The sequence below is a fragment of the Qipengyuania xiamenensis genome, assembly GCF_019711495.1.
Lineage (GTDB): Bacteria > Pseudomonadota > Alphaproteobacteria > Sphingomonadales > Sphingomonadaceae > Qipengyuania > Qipengyuania xiamenensis.
This window is the reverse complement of the sequence record NZ_JAIGNM010000001.1, coordinates 700,700-721,444: the sequence shown is the minus strand read 5'-3', so window position 1 is coordinate 721,444 and position 20,745 is coordinate 700,700. Positions and strand designations below refer to the sequence as shown.

20 protein-coding genes are annotated in these 20,745 nt (G+C 62.9%); 10 read left to right on the top strand and 10 right to left on the bottom strand.

What is annotated here, in order from left to right; translation table 11 throughout:
- The first annotated feature begins 80 nt into the window (after positions 1-80).
- Positions 81-2,024: a potassium transporter Kup gene (locus tag K3165_RS03565; RefSeq protein WP_221547451.1), complete on the top strand. Its 1,944-nt coding sequence runs from the start codon at positions 81-83 to the stop codon at positions 2,022-2,024.
- Positions 2,025-2,031: 7 nt separating this feature from the next.
- Here K3165_RS03565 and K3165_RS03560 read toward each other — a convergent pair whose 3' ends face one another.
- The 6 genes from K3165_RS03560 to K3165_RS03535 are packed head-to-tail and all read right to left on the bottom strand — an operon-like array spanning position 2,032 to position 7,836.
- Entirely contained in the window at positions 2,032-2,508 is a 477-nt protein-coding gene (locus K3165_RS03560; protein WP_221547450.1) for a GNAT family N-acetyltransferase, read from the bottom strand.
- A 31-nt stretch (positions 2,509-2,539) separates the two neighbouring features.
- Positions 2,540-3,175, bottom strand: coding sequence for an inner membrane-spanning protein YciB (locus tag K3165_RS03555; RefSeq protein ID WP_221547449.1), 636 nt, complete (start codon positions 3,173-3,175; stop codon positions 2,540-2,542).
- Positions 3,175-4,098, bottom strand: coding sequence for a signal recognition particle-docking protein FtsY (ftsY, locus tag K3165_RS03550; protein WP_221547448.1), 924 nt, complete (start codon positions 4,096-4,098; stop codon positions 3,175-3,177). Before ftsY ends, K3165_RS03555 begins: the two co-directional genes overlap by 1 nt.
- Entirely contained in the window at positions 4,095-5,285 is a 1,191-nt protein-coding gene (locus tag K3165_RS03545) for a MiaB/RimO family radical SAM methylthiotransferase (RefSeq protein ID WP_247713871.1), read from the bottom strand. The genes ftsY and K3165_RS03545 overlap by 4 nt, the downstream gene beginning before the upstream one ends.
- Positions 5,267-6,076 (bottom strand): diaminopimelate epimerase, encoded by an 810-nt coding sequence (gene dapF / locus K3165_RS03540; protein WP_221547447.1) that lies wholly within the window; start codon positions 6,074-6,076, stop codon positions 5,267-5,269. The genes K3165_RS03545 and dapF overlap by 19 nt, the downstream gene beginning before the upstream one ends.
- A gap of 41 nt (positions 6,077-6,117) precedes the next feature.
- Entirely contained in the window at positions 6,118-7,836 is a 1,719-nt protein-coding gene (locus K3165_RS03535) for a putative bifunctional diguanylate cyclase/phosphodiesterase (RefSeq protein WP_345720369.1), read from the bottom strand.
- Between the two features lie 156 nt (positions 7,837-7,992).
- Between K3165_RS03535 and K3165_RS03530 the strand changes: the two genes are divergently transcribed.
- The gene (locus K3165_RS03530; RefSeq protein ID WP_221547446.1) at positions 7,993-8,403 is read left to right on the top strand and encodes an EVE domain-containing protein; all 411 of its coding nucleotides are present in this window, start codon (positions 7,993-7,995) and stop codon (positions 8,401-8,403) included.
- 121 nt (positions 8,404-8,524) lie between these two features.
- Positions 8,525-8,695: a CsbD family protein gene (locus tag K3165_RS03525; protein WP_221547445.1), complete on the top strand. Its 171-nt coding sequence runs from the start codon at positions 8,525-8,527 to the stop codon at positions 8,693-8,695.
- 72 nt (positions 8,696-8,767) lie between these two features.
- On the opposite strand, the gene K3165_RS03520 is transcribed toward K3165_RS03525, so the two are convergent.
- Positions 8,768-10,435: a thiamine pyrophosphate-binding protein gene (locus K3165_RS03520; protein ID WP_221547444.1), complete on the bottom strand. Its 1,668-nt coding sequence runs from the start codon at positions 10,433-10,435 to the stop codon at positions 8,768-8,770.
- Between the two features lie 346 nt (positions 10,436-10,781).
- The gene (locus tag K3165_RS03515; RefSeq protein WP_221547443.1) at positions 10,782-12,125 is read right to left on the bottom strand and encodes an MFS transporter; all 1,344 of its coding nucleotides are present in this window, start codon (positions 12,123-12,125) and stop codon (positions 10,782-10,784) included.
- Between the two features lie 115 nt (positions 12,126-12,240).
- Here K3165_RS03515 and pgsA point away from each other — a divergent pair, with 115 nt between their 5' ends.
- Together pgsA and K3165_RS03505 are read left to right on the top strand one after the other, a co-directional pair.
- Positions 12,241-12,834, top strand: coding sequence for a CDP-diacylglycerol--glycerol-3-phosphate 3-phosphatidyltransferase (gene pgsA, locus K3165_RS03510; RefSeq protein ID WP_221547442.1), 594 nt, complete (start codon positions 12,241-12,243; stop codon positions 12,832-12,834).
- 127 nt (positions 12,835-12,961) lie between these two features.
- Positions 12,962-13,210 carry a hypothetical protein gene (locus K3165_RS03505; protein ID WP_221547441.1) on the top strand — a complete coding sequence of 83 codons (249 nt, stop codon included), beginning with the start codon at positions 12,962-12,964 and terminating at the stop codon, positions 13,208-13,210.
- A 10-nt stretch (positions 13,211-13,220) separates the two neighbouring features.
- On the opposite strand, the gene K3165_RS03500 is transcribed toward K3165_RS03505, so the two are convergent.
- Both K3165_RS03500 and rnd read right to left on the bottom strand, forming a co-directional pair.
- Positions 13,221-14,117 (bottom strand): hydrogen peroxide-inducible genes activator, encoded by an 897-nt coding sequence (locus K3165_RS03500; RefSeq protein WP_221547440.1) that lies wholly within the window; start codon positions 14,115-14,117, stop codon positions 13,221-13,223.
- Positions 14,114-15,358, bottom strand: a complete 1,245-nt coding sequence (rnd, locus tag K3165_RS03495) for a ribonuclease D (protein ID WP_221547439.1) — start codon at positions 15,356-15,358, stop codon at positions 14,114-14,116. Before rnd ends, K3165_RS03500 begins: the two co-directional genes overlap by 4 nt.
- A 166-nt stretch (positions 15,359-15,524) precedes the next feature.
- Here rnd and aspS point away from each other — a divergent pair, with 166 nt between their 5' ends.
- From aspS to K3165_RS03470, 5 genes are all read left to right on the top strand, one after another.
- Complete coding sequence (gene aspS / locus K3165_RS03490; RefSeq protein ID WP_221547438.1) at positions 15,525-17,345, top strand: aspartate--tRNA ligase; 1,821 nt, start codon at positions 15,525-15,527, stop codon at positions 17,343-17,345.
- A gap of 153 nt (positions 17,346-17,498) precedes the next feature.
- Positions 17,499-18,521: a tetratricopeptide repeat protein gene (locus tag K3165_RS03485; RefSeq protein WP_221547437.1), complete on the top strand. Its 1,023-nt coding sequence runs from the start codon at positions 17,499-17,501 to the stop codon at positions 18,519-18,521.
- A 109-nt stretch (positions 18,522-18,630) separates the two neighbouring features.
- Complete coding sequence (locus K3165_RS03480; RefSeq protein WP_006834437.1) at positions 18,631-18,867, top strand: acyl carrier protein; 237 nt, start codon at positions 18,631-18,633, stop codon at positions 18,865-18,867.
- Positions 18,868-18,978: 111 nt separating this feature from the next.
- Positions 18,979-20,241 carry a beta-ketoacyl-ACP synthase II gene (gene fabF / locus K3165_RS03475; RefSeq protein WP_221547436.1) on the top strand — a complete coding sequence of 421 codons (1,263 nt, stop codon included), beginning with the start codon at positions 18,979-18,981 and terminating at the stop codon, positions 20,239-20,241.
- A 14-nt stretch (positions 20,242-20,255) separates the two neighbouring features.
- Positions 20,256-20,723, top strand: a complete 468-nt coding sequence (locus tag K3165_RS03470) for a hypothetical protein (protein WP_221547435.1) — start codon at positions 20,256-20,258, stop codon at positions 20,721-20,723.
- Positions 20,724-20,745 lie beyond the last annotated feature (22 nt).

The window sequence follows — 20,745 nt, the reverse complement described above, 5'->3', positions numbered from 1 at the left end:
CTAAGCGCCGCGACCTTGCACGGGGATCGCACCCAGAAGCGCAAGGTTTTTGACGCAATGCGGCAGGATAACACCCACATATGACAGAGGCGACCACGCCAAACTCCCAGCCGTCCACCGGCGGGGAAAACGCCACGGGCCACGGCCACGGCCATGGCGGGTCCAAGGCCGCGCTTGCCGTGGGCGCGATCGGTATCGTCTTCGGCGATATCGGTACCAGTCCGCTCTACGCATTCCGCGAGACCTTCGCCGGTGCAGCGAACATCGCGATCGACCGGATGCACGTCCTCGGTGTCGTCAGCCTGATCTTCTGGTCGATGATTATCGTGGTGGCGCTCCAGTACGTCACCATCCTGATGCGCGCCGACAACAAGGGGCAGGGCGGTAGCCTTGCCCTCGTCGCACTGCTCAGCCGCCACATGGGCAAGTCCCGCTGGGGCTGGCTCGTAGTGTTGCTCGGTGTTTTCGCCACCTCGCTGTTCTATGGCGACAGCATGATCACGCCCGCGATCTCGGTCCTATCGGCCGTGGAAGGGCTCACGGTGGTCAACCATACGCTCGATCCGATGGTCATCCCGATCGCGCTGGTGCTGCTGGTCATTCTGTTCGTCCTGCAAAGCCGGGGGACGGCAAAGGTGGGGGCACTCTTCGCCCCCGTGATGATCGTCTGGTTCACGACGCTTGCGGCGCTGGGCCTCAATCAGATCATCCAGCATCCCGAAATCCTTCACGCGCTGAATCCCTATTACGCGGTCATGTTCTTCGTCACCGACGGGTTCATCGCCTTCCTCGCGATGGGCGCCGTGGTGCTGGCGGTGACGGGCTCCGAAGCGCTCTATTCGGACATGGGCCATTTCGGCCGCGGACCGATGCGCCTCTCGTGGTTCGGCTTCGTCATGCCGTGCCTCCTGCTGAACTATTTCGGACAGGGCGCAATGATCGCCAGCCTTCCGCCCGAGCAGGCGGCAGAGGTTGTGAAGAGCCCCTTCTTCCTGTTGGCGAGCGAGGAATACCGCCTGCCGCTCGTGATCCTTGCGACCGTCGCGACCTTCATTGCCAGCCAGGCGGTGATCTCCGGCGCCTTCAGCATCACGCACCAGGCCATGCAGCTCGGTTTCATGCCGCGCCTCTCGATCCGCCACACCAGCGAAACCGAGGCGGGCCAGATCTACATTCCGGTGGTGAACTGGGCGCTGATGGTCGCCGTGATCATCCTCGTGCTGACCTTCCAGAGTTCGTCGAACCTCGCCGGTGCCTACGGCATCGCGGTGACGGGCGCGGTCACCATCGACACGCTGCTGATGGGCGTGTTGTTCGTCGGCGTGTGGAAGTGGAAGTGGTGGTACGCAGCGCCAGTCGTGATCTTCTTCCTGATCATCGACGGAGCCTATTTCGCGGCGAACCTGTTCAAGGTGCCTGATGGTGGCTGGTTCCCGCTTGTCGTGGGCCTGATCGCCTTCACCCTGCTCACGACATGGGCGCGCGGCCGCAAGCTGATGCGCGAACGCATGCACGAAACTGCGCTACCGATCGAAATCTTCGCCAAGAGCGCCAAGAACTCCGCCACGCGCGTGCCGGGCACCGCCATCTTCATGGCCAGCCAGACCGCCGGCGTCCCAAGCGCGCTGCTGCACAACATCAAGCACAACAAGGTCCTCCACGAACGCGTGGTGATCCTGACCGTGCTGATTGCCGATGCGCCCTATGTCGATGCCGACGAGCGCTGCGAAATCCACGACCTCGGCGACGGTTTCTACCGCGCCGTGCTGCACTATGGCTTCATGCAGGAAACCAACGTGCCGCAGGGGCTGAAGGAAATGGAACGCTGCGGCGGCGAGTTCGACATGATGCACACCAGCTTCTTCCTCAGCCGTCAGACGCTGCTGCCGAGCGACAAGCCCGGCATGCCCATCTGGCGCGAGAAAATATTCGCGTGGATGCTCCGCAATGCCGCGACGGCGATGGACTTCTTCCGCCTGCCCACCAACCGCGTGGTCGAACTGGGCAGCCAGGTCGAAATCTAACGGGCCCTCAGGCCAGCACTTTCTCCATCTCGGCGCGCTCGAAGCTTTGCTCGCCTATATGGACGATCTGCTGTTCCACCACGGTGAAGCCCATCCGTGCGAAGGCAGGTTGCGCCATCAGGCTGGCGTGGACCCATAGGCGCTGCTCGCCCTTTTCGCGTGCCTTCCGCTCGATCGCGTCGAACATGCGGCGGAACAGGCCGCTCCCTTGCGCAGCGGGCCGGATATAGGCGAAGTCGATATAGCCCTCCGCATCAAGGCTCATGAAGCCGAGCGTTTCGCCGTCCGGGTCTCGAGCCTGAATCACGTCCTGACGGGCAAGGCGCTCGTCCCATGCATCGCCGCTGCGGCGTTCGGGGACCCAGGCGGCGCGCTGCGCCTCGCTGTAGCGGCTCGGGCCTTGGCGCACGGCGTCGTACATCACGTCGGCGAGCGTGGCATGATCGGCCTGCGTGGCCCAATGCAGTTCGAATTGATCGGTCATCGGCGGCTCACTAGCGGGCCGCCCTGCAAGTTCAACCCGTCGGGGGCTCGTCCTTCAGCACTTCGTCCGTGTCTTCGAGTGAGAGGCCATGCTTCAGCAGCATCGGGATCTGCGTGAAGGTAAAGAGGAACGTCAGCGGCAGGAACACCCACAGTTTCGCCCAGAGCCAGCTTTCGAAACTCATCGTGCGGACCATCACCTCGTTGAGGCCGGCGAGGAAGACGAAGAAGAAGCCCCAGTTTCGCGAAAGCTTGAGCCAGCCCTCGTGGGTCACGCCCTCGAAGGCGGCTTCCAGCAGGACCTGCAGCCATGCGCGGTCGCGGAGCCAGCCGATGATCAGCACCGCGCCAAACAGCAGGTAGATTGCCGTCGGCTTGAACTGGATGAAGCTTTCGTCCTGCAGCCAGATCGTCAGCGCGCCGAAACCGATGATCAGCGTGGTGGAGAGGATCAGCATCGGGCTGACCTTGCCGAATTTCCACTTGCTGAAAGCGAGCGCGATGACAGCAGCGACCATGAAAGCGCCGGTGCCGGAGATGACAGCTGCAATCTCGCTACCGCCTTCGGGCTGGGAGAACTTGTAGACGCCGAGGAAGACCAGCAGCGGGCCATAATCGACCAGCGTGTGCAGCCAGCCGGTGGGTTTCTTTTCGCCGCTCTCGGCCATTACGCCACTCCTGCAATCACGCGCGCGACCAGGTCCGGGTCGAAGGGGCGCAAGTCGTCGATCTTTTCGCCCACGCCGATGGCGTGGATCGGCAGGCCGTATTTTTCGGCTGCCTGAACCAGTACGCCGCCGCGCGCCGTCCCGTCCAGCTTGGTCATGACTAGACCGGTGACGCCAGCGACTTCCTTGAATACGTCGATCTGGCTGAGGGCATTCTGCCCGTTGGTCGCATCGAGCACGAGCACAACATCATGCGGTGCCTCGGGATTGAGACGGCCCAAAACTTTGCGGATCTTGGCCAGCTCGTCCATCAGCTCGCGCTTGTTCTGGAGGCGGCCGGCGGTGTCGACGATCAGCACGTCGGTACCGATCTCGGTGCCTTTCTTGACCGCGTCGAACACGATGGAGGCCGGATCGCCGCCCTCCGGCCCGCGCACGATGGGAACGCCCACGCGGTCGGCCCAGGTCTGGAGCTGGCCGATCGCGGCAGCGCGGAAGGTGTCACCCGCCGCCAGCATGACGTTGTAATCGTCTTCCACGAAGAGATGCGCCAGTTTGGCGATGGTGGTGGTCTTGCCGCTGCCGTTGACGCCGATCACCAGCAGTACCTGCGGGCGCGGGAAGGCGGTGATTTCGAGCGGTTTGGCGACCGGGCGAAGGATCGCGGCGATCTCGTCGGCCACAGCCTGCTTCAGCTCGTCGGCGCTGATCTCGAGGCCGAAGCGTTTTTCCCTCAGCTTCTCGCGAATGCGCGCGGCAGCACTGGGCCCGAGATCGGACATGATCAGCGCGTCCTCGACATCGTCGAGCGTCGCATCGTCCAGCTTCGCCTTGGTGACCGCCTCGGTGAGGTTCTCGGTCAGGCGATCTGAGGTTTTCTTGAAGCCGCCGAACAGGCGCTCGGTCCAGCTGGGTTTGCTCATGACAGGAGATTGTCCTCGAGTGTCTTGGGCGTCACGGTGACGATGGAGCCGCGCTTGGTGCCTTGCGGCAGCTTCACGCGGGCGAATTCGGGCGAATAGCCGGTTCCGTCGGCTTCGGCGAGGACCGGTAGCGGCTTATCGACCAGCGTAGCCAGCCAATCTGCGCGCAGCGTTGCGACTTCGGCGCGCAGTTCGGCGGCTCGGCGTTTTACCGATTGGCGATCGACCTGCGGCATTCGTGCGGCGGGCGTGCCCGGGCGCGGCGAATAGGGGAAGATGTGGCCGTGGACGATGGCGAGCTCGCGGATGATCGAGAGATTGGCCGCGTGGTGTTCTTCGTTCTCGGTCGGGAAACCGGCGATGAGGTCGGCGCCGACCGCGAGATCGGGTCGACGGGCCTTGAGGCGGGTCACCAGCTCGACCGCGTCGCTGCGAAGGTGGCGGCGCTTCATGCGCTTGAGGATGAGGTCGTGACCGTGCTGCAGCGAGAGGTGGATATGCGGCATCACGCGCGGCTCGCTCGCGAACATTTCGAATAGTTGCTCGTCCACCTCGATCCCGTCGATCGACGACATGCGGATGCGGGAAAGCTCGGGGAAAGCATCTAGCACGGCGCCAACGAGGGCGCCGAGCTTCGGGCTGCCGGGAAGGTCGTGGCCCCATGAGGTGACATCCACGCCCGTCAACACGACTTCACCCGCCCCGGCTTCGAGATGCGTTTCGACCTCGCGCAGGACCTCTGCAAAGCTTAGCGAGCGGCTTTTCCCGCGGCCTTGCGGGATGACGCAGAAGGTGCAGGCGTGATCGCAGCCGTTCTGCACGGCAACGAAGGCGCGGGTGTGAAGGGCAGGCACCGGCGGCGCGCTGGCAGGTACGTTCCAGGCACGCGGGTCGAGCTTGGCCTCATTGGCAATCAAGCCGTCCACTTCCGGCATGGCGGCCAGCTGGTCACGCTCGATATCGGCGGCACAGCCGGTGACGAGCAGGCGCGCATCGGGATTTGCCTTGCGCGCCTTGCGGATCGCCTGCCGCGTCTGGCGCACTGCCTCACTGGTGACCGCGCAGCTGTTGACCACGACGAGGTTGTCCTCGCCCGCCAGCATTGCGCGCATGCGTTCGCTCTCGGAGATATTCAGCCGGCAGCCGAGAGAGACGATCTCTGGCGCATTCACGCGTAATCGTCCCATTCGAACGTTCCGCGAAAGGCTTCGGTCGCAGGCCCGGTCATGCGGATCTTGCCACCCGGTTGCCAAGCGATCTCCAGTTCGCCGCCAGGCAGGGCGACTGTGACGGGGCTATCGACCAACTTGCGGCGGATGGCGTGAACTGCGGTGGCACAAGCGCCGGTGCCGCACGCGCGGGTCAGGCCGGCGCCGCGTTCCCAGACGCGCAGGCGAATGCGGTTGCGGCTTTCCACCGTTGCCACATTCACGTTCACCCGCTCGGGAAACAGCGGGTCTTTCTCGATTTCCGGCCCAAGCCGGTCGAGCGGCACTGCATCGGTATTGTCCGCGAAAGCGATGACGTGCGGGTTGCCGACATTCACTGCGCCGGGGTTCTCGAGCATTTCCCAGCTGACCGGCATCGATAGCGTATCCATCGGATAGGCCAGCGGGATTGCATCCCAGTCGAAACGCGGCTCGCCCATGTCGACGCTGGCACCGCCTTCGCCCGGCGATACCGCCAGCATGCCGCCTGCGGTTTCGATAGTGCCTTCGCTGCCGTGAAGCAGGGCCACTGCGCGCGTGGCATTCCCACATGCCTCGACCTCGCCACCGTCCGCGTTGAAGATACGCATCTTGAGGTCGGCGTTCTCGCTCGGTTCGAGCAGGATCAGCTGGTCGCATCCAATGCCCGTATTCCGGTCGGCCAGCGCGGCAGCCACTCGCGACGAGATCGCGGGCAGGGCCTGTTCACGCGCATCGAGGACGACGAAGTCGTTGCCGAGGCCGTGCATCTTGATGAAGGGGATGCGCATTATGACGCGCATCTAGGTGCTGGCGCGCGTAGCGTAAAGTGTCAGCCGGCAGCCTTGCCGCTACCGGTGGTCTTGCCGGGCGCACGATCCTGGCCACCTGCCGCGTCGCTGATGTCGACAACGGCCGCGTCATTGCTGCCAGCGAGACGGCCCGCGGCTGCGAGGCGCTTGATGACCTTGTCCGCGGGTTCGGGGCGGCCATAGTGATAGCCTTGGCCCTTCATATTGCCCCAGCGGCTCAGCGCCCTGAGCACGGCTTCGTCCTCGATACCTTCGGCAATGACCGGCATGGAAAGCCCGTCACCCATCGAGACGATGGCGTCGACCAGCTTGTCGCTGTGGTCGGCGTTGCGAAGTTCGCTGATGAAGCTGCGGTCGATCTTGAGTTGGTCGAACGGCAGGCTGCGCAGCTGCGAAAGGCTGGAATAGCCGGTGCCGAAATCGTCGAGGCTCACGCGCACGCCCTGGTTGCGCAGCGAGGTGATCATCGAGCGGACCATGCCGATATTCTCGTGCAGGCAGGTTTCGGTGATCTCGATATCGAGGCGATTGGCCGGGAAGCGGTGTTTGACCAGCAGCTTGAGCAGCTTCTGCGCGAACCACGGATCGCGCATCTGCACCGGCGAGATGTTCACCGACAGGGTCAGCTTGGGGTCCCATTCGCGTGCGTCTTCGAAGGCGCGACCGATCAGGTTTTCGCTGAGCTCGGCGATAACGCCGATGTCTTCGGCGATCGGGATGAAGATGTCAGGCCCGATCAGGCCCATTTCGGGCGAATCCCAGCGTGCCAGCATTTCAAAGCCGACCAGTTCGCCGGTTTCGAGATCGACCTGCTGTTCGTAATAGGGGACGAACTCGTTGTTGAGGATGCCGCGGCGGATGCCGGCTTCGATCTCGTTACGGAAGCGAAGCTCGTCTTCCATGTTGTGTTCGAACCAGTAGAACCGGTTCTTCCCCTGCTTCTTGGCGTGATACATGGCGATGTCCGCCTTGTGCATCAGGCGCTGTGCAGCGTCCTCGTAAGATTCACCCTTCTCGCCCTCTTCCAGGTGGAGCGAGCTTGCTATGCCGATCGAAATCGTGATTTCCATGGCAACGCCATCGTGCACCACGGGCGCAGCGAATTGCTCGACCATCCGCGTCGCAAGGTGATCCACCCTCTCGGGTGACTGCGGGTGGTAGGGCACCACGCAGACGAACTCGTCGCCGCCGAGACGTGCCAGCGATCCGCCTTCCGGCAGGAGCGAGGCGACACGCTTTGCAGCCGTGCGCAGGACAAGGTCGCCGGCAGCATGACCGTTGAGGTCGTTGACCTGCTTGAAATTGTCGAGGTCGATCGCAATCGCGGCCAGCGCCCGCTCGTCCCTGGGGCTGCTTTCCAGCAGCGCGCCGAGCGTTTCGGCAAAGCTGCGGCGATTGAGGCAACCGGTAAGATCGTCGATTTCGGCGAGCCTGCGTGCCTCTTCCTCGGAAAGGCGAGTGCATTCCAGTTCGGTATTGAGCGCCTTGTAGCGCTGCCAGCCGAGCAGGATCAGCGCAATATTCAGGAGAAGCGCATTGGTGAGCGCGACGTCGGGTCCTGCACCGAAGCCCCTGAGTGCCTGGATGGCGAGGGGAAGGACCGAACTCGCGGTCGCGACGAACAGCATGGTCGCGGCAAGGGCGATGCCGAGAGTGACGAAATCGGTACGTTTGCGGACTTTCGACAGAGCACGCGCGGGACGTCCCGCATCCAGCACTGTCTTGCTCAAACGATTCACGCGAACCCCCGGAAATTCCTGCGTGGAGAGGTGAGTAGTCCGGCAAGCCTAAAAAGCGGTTAATCCTGCGCGCAAAGGAGCGCACAGGGTGGCCAGCGCAGGGACGGCTCGCTAACGAGGCGCGGCACACGATAGTTCGACGGGAGAATGATGCAGATGGCGCGCTACTGGCTGATGAAATCCGAACCGTTCAAATACAGCTGGGACGACCTTGTTGCCGAAAAGGAAGGCACTTGGGACGGCGTTCGCAACCATCGTGCAAAGAACAACCTCGCGGCCATGGAAGTCGGCGACCAGGCCTTCTTCTACCATTCGCGCGAAGGGCTGGAGATCGTCGGCATCTGCGAGGTCAGCGTCGCAGGCATCACCGATCCGACCGATCCCGAAGGCAAGTGGGCCGCGGTCAAGGTCGTACCCAAGACCAAGCTGCCCTCTCCGGTCACGCTCAAGCAGATCAAGGCCGAACCCAAGCTCGCAGATTGCGAACTGGTCAAGCTGTCGCGCCTGTCGGTTGCCGAGATCAAGCCCGACGAATGGTCGATCATCTGCTCGATGGCGGGCATCTGAGCTTCGTCGCGCAGGGCTACCGGTTGGACGCAACCGGTCGGAACTGTATCGCGGGAATCGCCGTTATCCTTTTGTAACCGCGCCGGTTTTTCGGCGCAGACCAAACAAGAGGAGAGGCCCCATGGGCGAACTGACAGAGAAGATCAAAGGCAACACCAACGAAGCCATCGGCAACCTGAAGCAGCAGTCTGGCGATCCCGAAACGCGCGCCGAAGGTCGCCAGCAGGAACAGAAGGGCGAAGCCCAGCAGTTCAAGGGCGAAATCGAAGGCGAGCTCGGTAACGACATCTGACGCACGCCGTCGCGCTGACATACAGCTAGGAAAGGCCGTTTCCCTATGCGGGAGACGGCCCTTTGCTTTAGCCTACCGGTCGCGCAATCCGCTTACCGTGGCGCCGCTGGCGGCGAGCTGTTCGATCTCGATCTTGCAGTGGATCAGGCGCAGGCCGGAGCGGCTCTCCGCCGCCACGAGTGCGTCCTTGAATTCCGCCGTCGTCGTTGCGGATGCGGACCAGCCGCCGAATGCGCTCGCGAGGGCCGCGAAATCGGGATTGGCCAGCCGCGTGCCGCTGATCCGCTCCTCGCCCGGGAATTCGCGCTCCTGGTGCATTCGGATCGTGCCATAGGCCGAGTTGTCGACCACTATGACCAGCAAATTGGCTCCATGCTGGACCGCCGTGGCCAGTTCCTGCCCGTTCATCAGGAAATCGCCGTCACCTGCCACGGCAACCACGGTGCGCTCCGGATGGCGTAGCGCCGCAGCGACAGCAGCAGGAACGCCAAATCCCATTGCGCCGCAGGTCGGGGCGAGCTGGGTCGGGAAGCCCTCGTAGCGCCAGTAGCGGTGCCACCAGCCTGCGAAATTGCCCGCTCCGTTGCAGATGATCGTATCGGCGGGCAGCGTATCGCGCATGAACTGCACGCACTGACCCATGTCGAGCGCGTGATCGGCCGGGTGTGCGGTCGCCCACGCTTCCCACTCGGCATGCGCCTGCGCTCCTGCATCGAAATCGATCGTGTCGCCATCGTCCCAAAGCGCGGCGCTTTCGGCGAATTCGGCCATTCCTGCGCAGATAGCGAGATCGGCGGGATAGACGCTGTTGAGCTCGTCCGGATCGGGATGGATGTGGATCAGCTTGCGGTCCTCGGCCACCAGCGGCGGCACGGTGTAGCCATCGGTGGTCGCCTCACCCAGCCGCGCACCGACCGCGATGACCAGGTCGGCATTCTTCACCCGCTCGACGAGCTTGGGGTTGGGGCCATAGCCGAGGTTGCCGGCATAGACCCGGCTGGACGGCGAGATCGCGTCCTGCCTGCGGAAGGCGGTTGCCACGGGAATGCCGAGCCGTTCGGCGAACAGCTGGAAATGTTCGCGTGCCTTGGGATCCCAGCCCGCTCCTCCGACGATGGCGACCGGCGATGCCGCATCGGCGATGAGTGCCATCATGGCCTGCATCGCATCGGGGCAGGGCGCCTGTGCCGGCGCATCGACCCGCGGACGCGGCTTGGACGCGGTATCGCGGCTCAGCATGTCTTCGGGGAGGGCAAGGACAACCGGACCGGGTCGTCCGGACACTGCCGTGGCATAGGCGCGGGCGACATATTCGGGGATGCGATCGGCGCTATCGATGCGCGCGGCCCACTTGGCGATCGGGCCGAAGAAGGATGCGAAATCGACTTCCTGGAAGCCCTCGCGGTCGCGCATCTCGCTGTCGACGTCGCCCACGAAGAGGATCATCGGCTGCGAATCTTGCATGGCGACGTGGACGCCGATGCTGGCATTGGTCGCGCCGGGACCGCGCGTGACGAAGGCAACGCCGGGGCGCTGTGTCATGGCCCCGTCGGCACAGGCCATCATCGCGACGCCGCCTTCCTGCCGGCAAGTCACAAGGTCGATCTGGTCCTGCTGGCCCAGTGCGTCGAGTGCCTGCAGGAAGCTCTCGCCCGGAACAGTGAAGATGCGTTCGCATCCCTGTTCGATCAGGCAATCGACGAGAAGCTTGGCGGCGGCGGGCGTGGCGCGAGTGGTCATGGTTCCGGCGGTTAGCCGCGCGCGGCGCGCCGTGCAATTACCGTCTTCGAATGAGCTGTTTATCCACCGGATGACGCATGGCTGTCCCATTTTGGGGCAGGGTGGACTCTTCGGGAAACCAATGGTTAAAAAAGCGTTAAGTTGCCATCATGAGACGCGCACTTGTCCTCTCCAGCGAAGCCGCACGCCATTGGATGCGGTCCGGGATTCCCCAGCGACGCCGCATGTTTGCGGACGCTCCGCAGGCTATGCCGGTCGACTGGAAGCTGACCGCGAACGACGTCCGCGGTGTTGCGACGACCTACTTCGCGACTCTCGCTGCAGTCCTCGCCTTCATTATCTGAATTCAGGCAGCAGCTGCCGCTGCCGCATGACGCTCCGCATTGAGCAACCTGCGCCCGAGCCATGCCGAGACGAGGCACATGGCCGCGCTGATCAGCACCTGCTCGACGATCGGTACGCCTGCCGCGCTCATGCCCATCACCAGCAGCGACCCGATGACCATCGCGCCCGAGTTGACGATATTGTTTGCAGCGATCGTGCGCGATGCCTGGTCGGGCGCGGCACGCGTCGTAAGGAATGCGTAGAGCGGGACGACGAACATGCCGCCCGCAACTGCGATGCCGAGGAGGCACAGCAGCAGGACCGTTGCCATCGGCCAGGCGAGGAAGCCTGCAACATCGAGCAGTTCGGTCGGCTTGTCCGCTGCCCAGAGCTTGGCGACGAAATAGAACGCCACCACGAACAGCCCCATCGCGATGACCGACTGCGGGGCATAGCGGGCCGACACATTGCCCTTGAGCAGCGCATTGATTGCGACCGATCCGATCGCCACGCCGACAGAGAAAACAACGAGGAAGATGCTCGCGACTTCCTTGCTCGCCATGATGACGTTCTTGGCGAGTGGCGGGAACTGGATGAACAGCACCGCGCCGATGGTCCAGAAGAAGCTGATGGCGAGGATCGCGTAGAAAACCTCGCGATTGTGCATCGTGTCCACCACCAGTTTCCGCGATGCACGCAGGATGTGCCAGTCGAGCTTTTCGACCTTGCCCAGCGGTGGAGCCTCGGGAACCTGACGGCTGATGAGATAGCCCACGATCGAAGTCGCAATGATCGCGACTGCGGCGACTTCCACCGGGATCCAGCCGGCCAGGATCGTACCTGCCAGGATGGCGATATAGGTTCCCGCCTCGACCAGTCCGGTGCCCGCCAGCACTTCATCCCTGCGCAAGTGCTGCGGCAGGATCGCGTATTTGATCGGGCCGAGGAATGTCGACTGGATCCCGGTCATGAACAGCGCCAGCAGCATGAGCAGGACCGGGATGCTCGTCTCGATGCCAAAGACGTTGACCGGCAGCTCGTAACCCTTCCACGCCAGCAACAGCCCGCTCGCGCCGATGACCATCAGCAGGATCTCGCAGGCCTTCACCTTGCGAATGATCGAGGCCTTGTCGCGCATGTCCGCCAGTTGGCCCGCCAGTGCGCTGAGTATGAAGAAAGGCAGGATGAAGAGGCCCGAGGCCACTGCGGAGAACATCCCCTCCGCCTCTTCCGAATTGTAGATCTGGTAAACGACGAACAGGACCATCGCGGTCTTGTAGAGATTGTCGTTGAAGGCGTTGAAAAGCTGCGTGACGAACAGCGGCAGGAACCGCCTCGTGCGCAGCAGGTGTGTGGATGTAAACATGACCCCCCGGGAGGATACCTCTCGTCTCGACAACCCTCGTAAAGACATCATGGCAGCGGACAACCCCGCGTGAAAGCTTTTGCGCCGGGACGTTTGGCGTTAGGGGAGGCCAAAGATGCTGACTTTGCCCAACATACTGACGCTGTCGCGCATCGTGGCGATCCCTCTCCTTGCTTACCTGCTCTGGTGGCGCGAGTGGGAAGTCGGGTACCTTATGGCTTTCGGCCTTTATTGCCTGATGGGCATCACCGACTATTTCGACGGCTATCTCGCTCGCTCCAGTGGTGCTGTTTCAAAGCTGGGTATCTTCCTCGATCCGATTGCCGACAAGATAATGGTTGCCTCAGTGATTCTGGTGCTGGCCGCACAGGGGGTGCTGAATGGCCCATATGTGGGGGATGCGCATGTTATTGCCGGTTTAATCATCTTAGTCAGGGAGATCGCCGTATCGGGCCTGCGCGAGTTTCTCGGCGGGCTCCAAGTATCGGTGCCGGTTAGCCGGCTTGCGAAATGGAAAACCACATTCCAGCTTCTTGCGCTGGGCTCGCTCATCCTTGGCCAAGGCCTGCCGGACTGGAAAATAATGATCGGTACGATCGATGCCAATGTGCCGCACACGGTCGGTCTGGTCACGCTTTGGGCTGCAGCCGTGATGACCGTCATCACCGGCTGGGATTACCTGCGGGTAGGCCTCAAGCACATGGATTGAGACTGGATTGGAACCGCAATTAAGGCGCGTTCCGCCACAATCCCGCGACGAAACGGTTCACCGTATAGATGCAACGCCGGTTGCATGGTGAACCTTTTCTCAACCATTAGCGTTCATCTAGTAGCTCATGAACGCAACGCTACACATGATCCTCGGCGCGCTCCTCAAGCTTGGAGGCATCGCCATCGCCTTCAACGAAGTGCGCGGTCTCGTGCTCGCGGCACCCGTTCTTTACGGCATGTGGACCTCGGGCGGAACGGCCATGGCCATCTGGCTCGGCTTCTGCGCTCTCGGCGGAATCGCGCTGAGCGTCATCGTACCGCTCGTCGCGTACAAGAAACTCGACAAATACGTGCAGTCGAAGGCGCCGGCCTGAACGAACCCGCCTAACCGGCGCGCAGTTCCTTAGCCAACAATTCGAAATCCTCGCGGCGCGGTGAATTCTTGCGCCAGATGAGCGCGATCTCGCGGCTCGCCTGATCCGACTTCAGCGGGCGTGCGACCACGTCGGTCCCGTCAAGAATGCCTGCGTCCACTGCCATCTTGGGCAGCATGGTAAGACCAAGGCCGTTATCGACCATTTGCACAAGCGTGTGGAGGCTGGTCCCGATCATCGTGGTCGAACCGCGCAATTCGGGTCGGTTGCAGGCCGCCAGAGCGTGATCCTTGAGGCAATGTCCGTCTTCGAGCAGCAGCAGCCGCCCGTCGTCGATCATGTCGGCCGAAATCGTCGCCGGCGGATCGCGCGGGTCGTCCTTGGGGAAGGCAACATAGAGCGGATCGTCCGAGATGTGGGCCTTGTCGACCTCGCCCGTAGCGAAGGGCAGTGCGAGCAGCACGCAGTCCACACGCCCGTGCTGGAGCGATTCGACCGCGTCATGGCTGGTCTCTTCGCGCAGGAACAGTTCGAGGTCGGGCCTTTCCTTGCGCAGGCGCGGCAGGAAACGCGGCAGCAGGAACGGCGCGATCGTGGGGATCACGCTCATGCGCAGCTGCCCGGCAAGCGGCTTGCCGGCGGCCTGGACCAGATCGGCCAGTTCTTCGGCTTCGCGCAGCACGCGGTGCGCCTTCTCGACCACCTGGTTGCCCAGCGCCGTGAACCGCACGACGCGTCGGCTGCGCTCTACCAGGGTCACACCCAGCAGCGATTCCAGTTCGCGGATGCCCGCGGACAGGGTCGATTGCGAGACGAAGCTCGCTTCCGCCGCGCGGCCGAAATGGCCGTGTTCGTGCAGTGCGACGAGGTACTGCAACTGCTTGAGAGTGGGGAGGTAGGTGCTCACTCTGCCGGAGCCCCGGCCTCTTCAGCAGGACCGGTGATGACTTCATCTGCCGCCGCTTCGACCATGCCCGCATGGACATCATCGACATGGGTCATGAGCAGCTTGCCGTCCTTGACTGCGAACGCGAGGCGGCCCTCGACCAGCTCGAGCGCATCCTTGCCGAACACCTCGTAACGCCAGCCCTCGAGGATCGGCAGCTTGCGGACACCTGCAGCTAGTGCCTCCATCTCGTCGGCACGGGTCAGCAGCCGCGCGGCCACGTCGATTTCGCGGGCACGGATCTTCAGCAGCAGCTTGAGCAGGTCGGCCACAAGCGCGCCTTCCTTGCCAAGCGGCGCGCCGCGCTTGGGCTTGGACGGCATTTCCTCTTTCGACAGCGGCTCCGCTTTGTCGATCACCTTGAGCAGGCGCTTGCCGATGTCGTTGTCCTTCCAAGCATTCGACAATCCGCGGACCTTGGTGAGGTCGGCCTGTTTCTTCGGCGGATGGCTGGCGATGTCGGCCAGCGTTTCGTCGCGCATGATGCGGCCGCGCGGGATGTTCTTGTGCTGCGCCTCGCCCTCGCGCCATGCCGCGAGCGCCTTGAGGCGCCCGAGGACGGCAGGATTGCGACCCGGCGAACGGATGCGCTTCCAAGCAAGCTCTGCGTCATTGGCGTAATTGGCCGGGTCGGCAAGCTTGTCCATCTCGGCATTGAGCCATGCACCGCGACCGGTCTTGATCAGCTTGCGAAGCATCTTGGGGAAGATGTTCGACAGGTGTGTCACGTCTCCGATGGCGTATTCGATCTGGCGATCAGTCAGCGGACGGCGGCTCCAGTCGGTGAAGCGCGCGCCCTTGTCGACGGTGATGCCGAGCCAGCTTTCGACGAGGTTGGCATAGCCGATCTGCTCGTTCTGGCTGATCGCCATCATCGCGATCTGCGTATCGAAGATCGGATGCGGGGTCTTGCCGGTGAAGTTGTAGACGATCTCGACGTCCTGCCCGCCTGCATGGAAGACCTTGAGGACATCCTCATTGTCGCACAGCAGGTCCCACAGGGGCTGGAGGTCGATCCCGTCGGCCAGCGGGTCGATTGCCGCGGCTTCTTCCTCGTTCGCGATCTGCACCAGGCACAGTTCCGGCCAGTAGGTGTTTTCGCGCATGAATTCGGTGTCGACGGTGACGAATTCGCTTTCCGCAAGGCGCTCGCAAAGGTCGGCGAGGCGTTCGGTATCGGTAATCAGGTCGTGTATTTTCATCGTTTCGTTTCTGTCTGTCGAGCGGAGTACCGCTCCCGCACCGTCCAAAGCCTCTGCCAAAACCTTGACAAAAGCCCGCTGGTGCCCTGTTAGCGCGCGCGATTCCTGCTAAGGAGCGCGGCGCCTGCGCCCTAGCGGCATAACTCCGAAAATGGAAAGATTTTAGATGCACGCCTATCGTACCCACAACTGCGCACAGCTGACGAAGGAAAATGTCGGCGACACCGTCCGTCTCTCGGGCTGGGTGCATAACAAGCGTGACCACGGCGGCGTGCTCTTCGTCGATCTTCGCGACCACTACGGTATCACGCAGATCGTTGCCGACAGCGACAGCCCGGCACTGCCCGTCCTCGAAAAGATGAAGCTGGAATCGGTCGTCACCATCGACGGCACGGTGAAGGCGCGCGACGAAGTGGCAGTGAACAAGAACCTGCCGACCGGCGAGATCGAGGTCTTCGCCCGCGAAATCACGGTGCAAAGCCGCGCCGACGACCTGCCGCTGATCGTCAACCAGGCCGAAGACTATCCGGAAGAAACGCGTCTCAAGTACCGTTTCGTCGACCTGCGCCGCGAACGCGTCCACAACAACATCATGCTGCGCAACCGCGTGATCACCTCGCTGCGCCGCCGCATGACCGACCAGGGCTTCAGCGAGTTCCAGACGCCGATCCTTGGCGCATCCTCACCCGAAGGCGCGCGCGACTACCTCGTGCCCAGCCGCCTCCACCCGGGCCGCTTCTACGCGCTTCCGCAGGCGCCGCAGATGTTTAAGCAGCTGCTGATGGTCGCCGGTTTCGACCGCTACTTCCAGATTGCACCGTGCTTCCGCGACGAAGACCTGCGGGCCGACCGTTCGCCGGAATTCTACCAGCTCGACTTCGAGATGAGCTTCGTCACGCAGGAAGACGTTTTCCAGGCGATCGAACCTGTCCTCGCAGGCGTGTTCGAGGAATTCGCGAACGGTAAGACGGTGACGCCGGCCGGTGAATTCCCGCGCATCCCCTATGCGGAATCGATGCTGAAATACGGCACCGACAAGCCCGACCTGCGCAACCCGCTGATCATTTCGGACGTCACCCACCACTTCGAGAAGTCCGGCTTCGGCCTGTTCGAGAAGATCGTCGGCACCGGCGGCAAGGTCCGCGTCGTCCCGGCTCCCAACACGCATGAGAAGAGCCGCAAGTTCTTCGACGAGATGAACGACTGGGCGCGTAAAGAAGGCTTTGCAGGCCTTGGCTACGTCACCCGTAAGGGCGGCGAGTTCGGCGGCCCGATCGCCAAGAACCACGGCACCGAAGGCATGGAAAAGCTCTATGCCGAGCTCGGCCTTGGCGAAAACGACGGCCTGTTCTTTGCCGCGGGCAAGGAAAAGGACGCTGCCAAGCTGGCTGGTGCTGCCCGCACCCGCGTCGCCGAAGTGCTCGAACTGATCGAAGAGAACTGCTTCAAGTTCTGCTGGATCGTCGACTTCCCGATGTTCGAATATGACGAAGAGGCGAAGAAGGTCGACTTCAGCCACAACCCCTTCTCGATGCCGCAGGGCGAGATGGAAGCGCTGGAAACCAAGGACCCGCTCGATATCCTCGCCTGGCAGTACGACATCGTTTGCAACGGCTACGAGCTGTCTTCGGGTGCCATCCGTAACCACCGCCCGGACATCATGTACAAGGCCTTCGAAATCGCCGGCTACACGCAGGCCGACGTGGACGAGAACTTCTCGGGTATGATCGAGGCCTTCAAGCTCGGCGCACCGCCGCATGGCGGCTCGGCCCCGGGTATCGACCGCATCGTGATGCTGCTCGCCGACGAGCCGAACATCCGCGAAGTGATCGCATTCCCGCTCAACCAGAAGGCGCAGGACCTCATGATGGGCGCACCGTCGCTCGTCTCGCCGCGCCAGCTGCGCGATGTGCATATCCGCACCATCGAGGCGCCCAAGCCCGAAGGCGCGGAGGCCACCCGGGTCGACCGCGCGGGCGACGCGTAACTCACATCGGGTGCGGCGTTCCGTCGCACCCGCTCCATACAATCTGGCGCAAGACAGGCTGCGGGATCGGCCTTGGAGAACTGCGCCTTGTTCATATTCCGATCACTTTTTCTGACTAAAACCGATGTTGGACACCACAGGGGGCGTCGACAAATGAATTACAAAACCAACACAATCGCGGCCGTGACGGTGGCAGCCATGACCATGGTCGCGGCTCCGGTAACAGCGGAAACCCTCCCGGTTTCGGGGATCTATGCGGCTGGCGAAGACGCCCCGTCGGAATTCAGGACCCTCGTCGTCGAGCGATTCGACGGCAACGAGGGCACGAAGTTCGAACTCGAGCTGCGCAATGCGATCTCGCGTGCGACCATCGATGGCGAAGGCTATTTCGACGTGCGCCGGAATACCGGCCCGGGCGAGGGGGCTTCGCCCGTCGCATGGATCAGCGGCACCGCTTTCTCCGAAGTCGAGCGCCTGCCGTCGGGCACCACGGAAGAAAGCAAGTGCGTTCGCGAAGACAAGGACGGCAAGTGCATCCAGCGTCGTACGGTCACCTACAAGTGCCGCGAACTCAACGTGCGCTTCACGGGTGAAGTGCAGATGCTCGATGCGCGAGACGAGCTTGTTTATGATCGCGGTTTCTCGACCAGCGGATCGCAGCGCTACTGCGCAAACCAGTCGTCCGTTCCGACCGTCAGCGACATGGTCACGGGCATGATCGAACGGTTGGCATGGGAAGTGCGCCGCGACCTCGCGCCGCTCCAGCGCAATGAGGACATTCGCGTGCTCGAAAGCCGCAGCGACATGGACAAGCCGCTGCGCAAGCCATTCAAGAAGGCGCTCAAGCTGACCAAGTCCGACTGGGGCGCGGCCTGCGCCGAGTTCGATCGCCTCAACACGCTGCAGCCGGATAACATCACGCTGACCTTCAATGCCGGCCTGTGCCGTGAAGTGGTCGGCGACCTCGACGGGGCCGCAGATCTGTACCGCCGCACGCTCGAACTCGAAGCGGGCAAGGATTATCCCACGGCAGGTCTGTCGCGCATTTCGTCGCGCCGCAGGGCGGAAACCCAGCTGGCAGCACATTTTGCCGAGCCCGAAGATGAACTTCTCGCCGAGGGCGAGGAAGCGCAGCCTTCCGCCGATTCTCAGGAAAGTGGCGCAGGGCAGGACTAGGCCGACCGCGCGTGCCGGTTTACGCAGGGTCAAGTGGCCCTTGCGCTAGCGCGCGCCGTTGATTAGGGCGAACCGCAACTATCAAACCCCCAAGATGAGAGGGAATAGAATGAGCGATACTGCCGACCGCGTGCAGAAAATTGTCGTCGAGCATCTCGGCGTCGAAGCAGACAAGGTGACCCAGGAAGCCAGCTTCATCGATGATCTTGGCGCAGACAGCCTCGACATCGTCGAACTCGTGATGGCCTTCGAAGAAGAATTCGGCGTGGAAATCCCCGACGATGCGGCTGAGAAGATCACCACCGTCGGCGACGCGACCAAGTACATCGAAGAGCACAAGGGCTAATCCCCAGGGGGCTGAGCCCCCAGCTTTTCATTGCCCGCGATATTGCGCGGGACCGGACAGGCCCGACCCTGAATATGGGCCGGGCCTGTTGTCTTTTTTGCGGAGAATTTCATGCGTCGTGTGGTCGTTACCGGACTTGGCCTCGTCACCCCGCTGGGCGGCGACGTCGAAACCACCTGGTCCAATCTTATCGCCGGCAAGAGCGGGGCGGGGCAGATCACCCGTTTCGATACCGAAGGCCAGAAGGCGACCATCGCCTGCGAGGTGAAGGGCAAGGATCACGAGTGGGGCTTCGATCCCGACAAGCGCGTCGACCACAAGGTCCAGCGCCAGGTCGACCCGTTCATCGTTTACGGCATCGATGCCGCCGGACAGGCGATCGAAGATGCCGGCCTCGAAGACATGGATGATGACACCAAACTGCGCGCCGGCGTTTCGATCGGCTCGGGTATCGGCGGCTTGCCGGGCATCGAGAGCGAATCGATCGTTTTGCATGAACGCGGCCCGGGCCGTGTCAGCCCGCACTTCGTCCATGGACGCCTGATCAACCTCATCAGCGGCCAGGTCTCGATCAAGTACGGCCTCATGGGCCCGAACCACGCAGTTGTGACTGCCTGTTCGACCGGCGCGCACTCGATTGGCGACGCCGCGCGCATGATCGCGCTCGACGATGCCGACATCATGCTGGCGGGCGGTGCGGAAAGCACCATCAACCCGCTTGGCGTTGCCGGCTTCGCGCAGGCCCGCGCGCTCAACATGAGCATGAACGACCGGCCCGAAAAGGCGAGCCGCCCTTACGACAAGAACCGTGACGGCTTCGTCATGGGCGAAGGTGCAGGCGTCGTGGTCCTCGAAGAATACGAACACGCCAAGGCACGCGGCGCGAAGATCTATGCCGAAGTCGTCGGCTATGGCCTGTCGGGCGATGCCTATCACGTCACCGCCCCGCACCCCGAGGGCAAGGGCGCGGAACTCGCCATGAAGATGGCACTCAAGAAGTCGGGCCTCGAGCCTTGCGACATCGACTACGTCAATGCGCACGGCACCTCGACCATGGCCGACACGATCGAACTCGGCGCAGTCAAGCGCGTGCTGGGCGACGATCTGTGCGGCGCATCGATGAGCAGCACCAAGTCCGCCATCGGTCACCTGCTGGGCGGCGCGGGCGCGGTTGAAGCGATCTTCTGCATTCTCGCCATCCGCGACCAGATCGTGCCGCCGACGCTCAACCTCGACGATCCCGACGAGGGCACGGAAGGTGTCGATCTCGTGCCGCATACGGCGAAGAAGCGTGAAGTGAAGGCTTGCCTCAACAACAGCTTCGGCTTCGGCGGCACCAATGCATCGCTGATCGTCAAGAAGGTCGAGGACTGACGGTCGCACCGCGGGTGACGTCGGACAGGTTCCAGCCGCTTCCAGTCGCGCAGCAGAGACCGGCGAATGAAGCTGTTCGCCGGTGCCTGCGGCTGCTCGGCATGCTCCACGAGCTGCACAAGGTCGGATACCAGCGGCTGCGGGCGGACATGGGCATGTCGCCCAGCGGAATCCACTGGCGGTGCAAGATCTTCGTCGCCGACCGGCCCGGCATCGAACCGGCCTATTACACCAGCGCCGACCTGACGAATTACTATCGCTGGACCGATGCTGCGCACGATACCGCGCGCCAGATGGCCGTGAAATTCATCGACCGCTTTCCCGAGCTTTGCGAGGCGGGCGTGGGGCTCGATTTCGCCAATGCAGGCTGGCTGACGTGGATGCTCGGCAAGGCCGAGGGCGGGGAACTGCCGGTGTTTTTTGCCGATTACCCGATAGACATCGATCCGCGCGACCGGCCGCCGCCACCGGCTGCCGATTGAGCTTTCCCTTCCCCGGGCCGAG

Excerpts from the sequence above, each read along its gene's own strand:
- K3165_RS03515 (WP_221547443.1), bottom strand. The coding sequence starts at position 12,125 with ATGTTTACATCCACACACCTGCTGCGCACGAGGCGGTTCCTGCCGCTG.
- K3165_RS03505 (WP_221547441.1), top strand. The coding sequence starts at position 12,962 with ATGAACGCAACGCTACACATGATCCTCGGCGCGCTCCTCAAGCTTGGA.
- K3165_RS03530 (WP_221547446.1), top strand. The coding sequence starts at position 7,993 with ATGGCGCGCTACTGGCTGATGAAATCCGAACCGTTCAAATACAGCTGG.
- K3165_RS03480 (WP_006834437.1), top strand. The coding sequence starts at position 18,631 with ATGAGCGATACTGCCGACCGCGTGCAGAAAATTGTCGTCGAGCATCTC.
- K3165_RS03545 (WP_247713871.1), bottom strand. The coding sequence starts at position 5,285 with ATGGGACGATTACGCGTGAATGCGCCAGAGATCGTCTCTCTCGGCTGC.
- K3165_RS03565 (WP_221547451.1), top strand. The coding sequence starts at position 81 with ATGACAGAGGCGACCACGCCAAACTCCCAGCCGTCCACCGGCGGGGAA.
- K3165_RS03520 (WP_221547444.1), bottom strand. The coding sequence starts at position 10,435 with ATGACCACTCGCGCCACGCCCGCCGCCGCCAAGCTTCTCGTCGATTGC.
- fabF (WP_221547436.1), top strand. The coding sequence starts at position 18,979 with ATGCGTCGTGTGGTCGTTACCGGACTTGGCCTCGTCACCCCGCTGGGC.
- rnd (WP_221547439.1), bottom strand. The coding sequence starts at position 15,358 with ATGAAAATACACGACCTGATTACCGATACCGAACGCCTCGCCGACCTT.
- pgsA (WP_221547442.1), top strand. The coding sequence starts at position 12,241 with ATGCTGACTTTGCCCAACATACTGACGCTGTCGCGCATCGTGGCGATC.
- ftsY (WP_221547448.1), bottom strand. The coding sequence starts at position 4,098 with ATGAGCAAACCCAGCTGGACCGAGCGCCTGTTCGGCGGCTTCAAGAAA.
- aspS (WP_221547438.1), top strand. The coding sequence starts at position 15,525 with ATGCACGCCTATCGTACCCACAACTGCGCACAGCTGACGAAGGAAAAT.
- K3165_RS03525 (WP_221547445.1), top strand. The coding sequence starts at position 8,525 with ATGGGCGAACTGACAGAGAAGATCAAAGGCAACACCAACGAAGCCATC.
- dapF (WP_221547447.1), bottom strand. The coding sequence starts at position 6,076 with ATGCGCATCCCCTTCATCAAGATGCACGGCCTCGGCAACGACTTCGTC.
- K3165_RS03560 (WP_221547450.1), bottom strand. The coding sequence starts at position 2,508 with ATGACCGATCAATTCGAACTGCATTGGGCCACGCAGGCCGATCATGCC.
- K3165_RS03555 (WP_221547449.1), bottom strand. The coding sequence starts at position 3,175 with ATGGCCGAGAGCGGCGAAAAGAAACCCACCGGCTGGCTGCACACGCTG.
- K3165_RS03485 (WP_221547437.1), top strand. The coding sequence starts at position 17,499 with ATGAATTACAAAACCAACACAATCGCGGCCGTGACGGTGGCAGCCATG.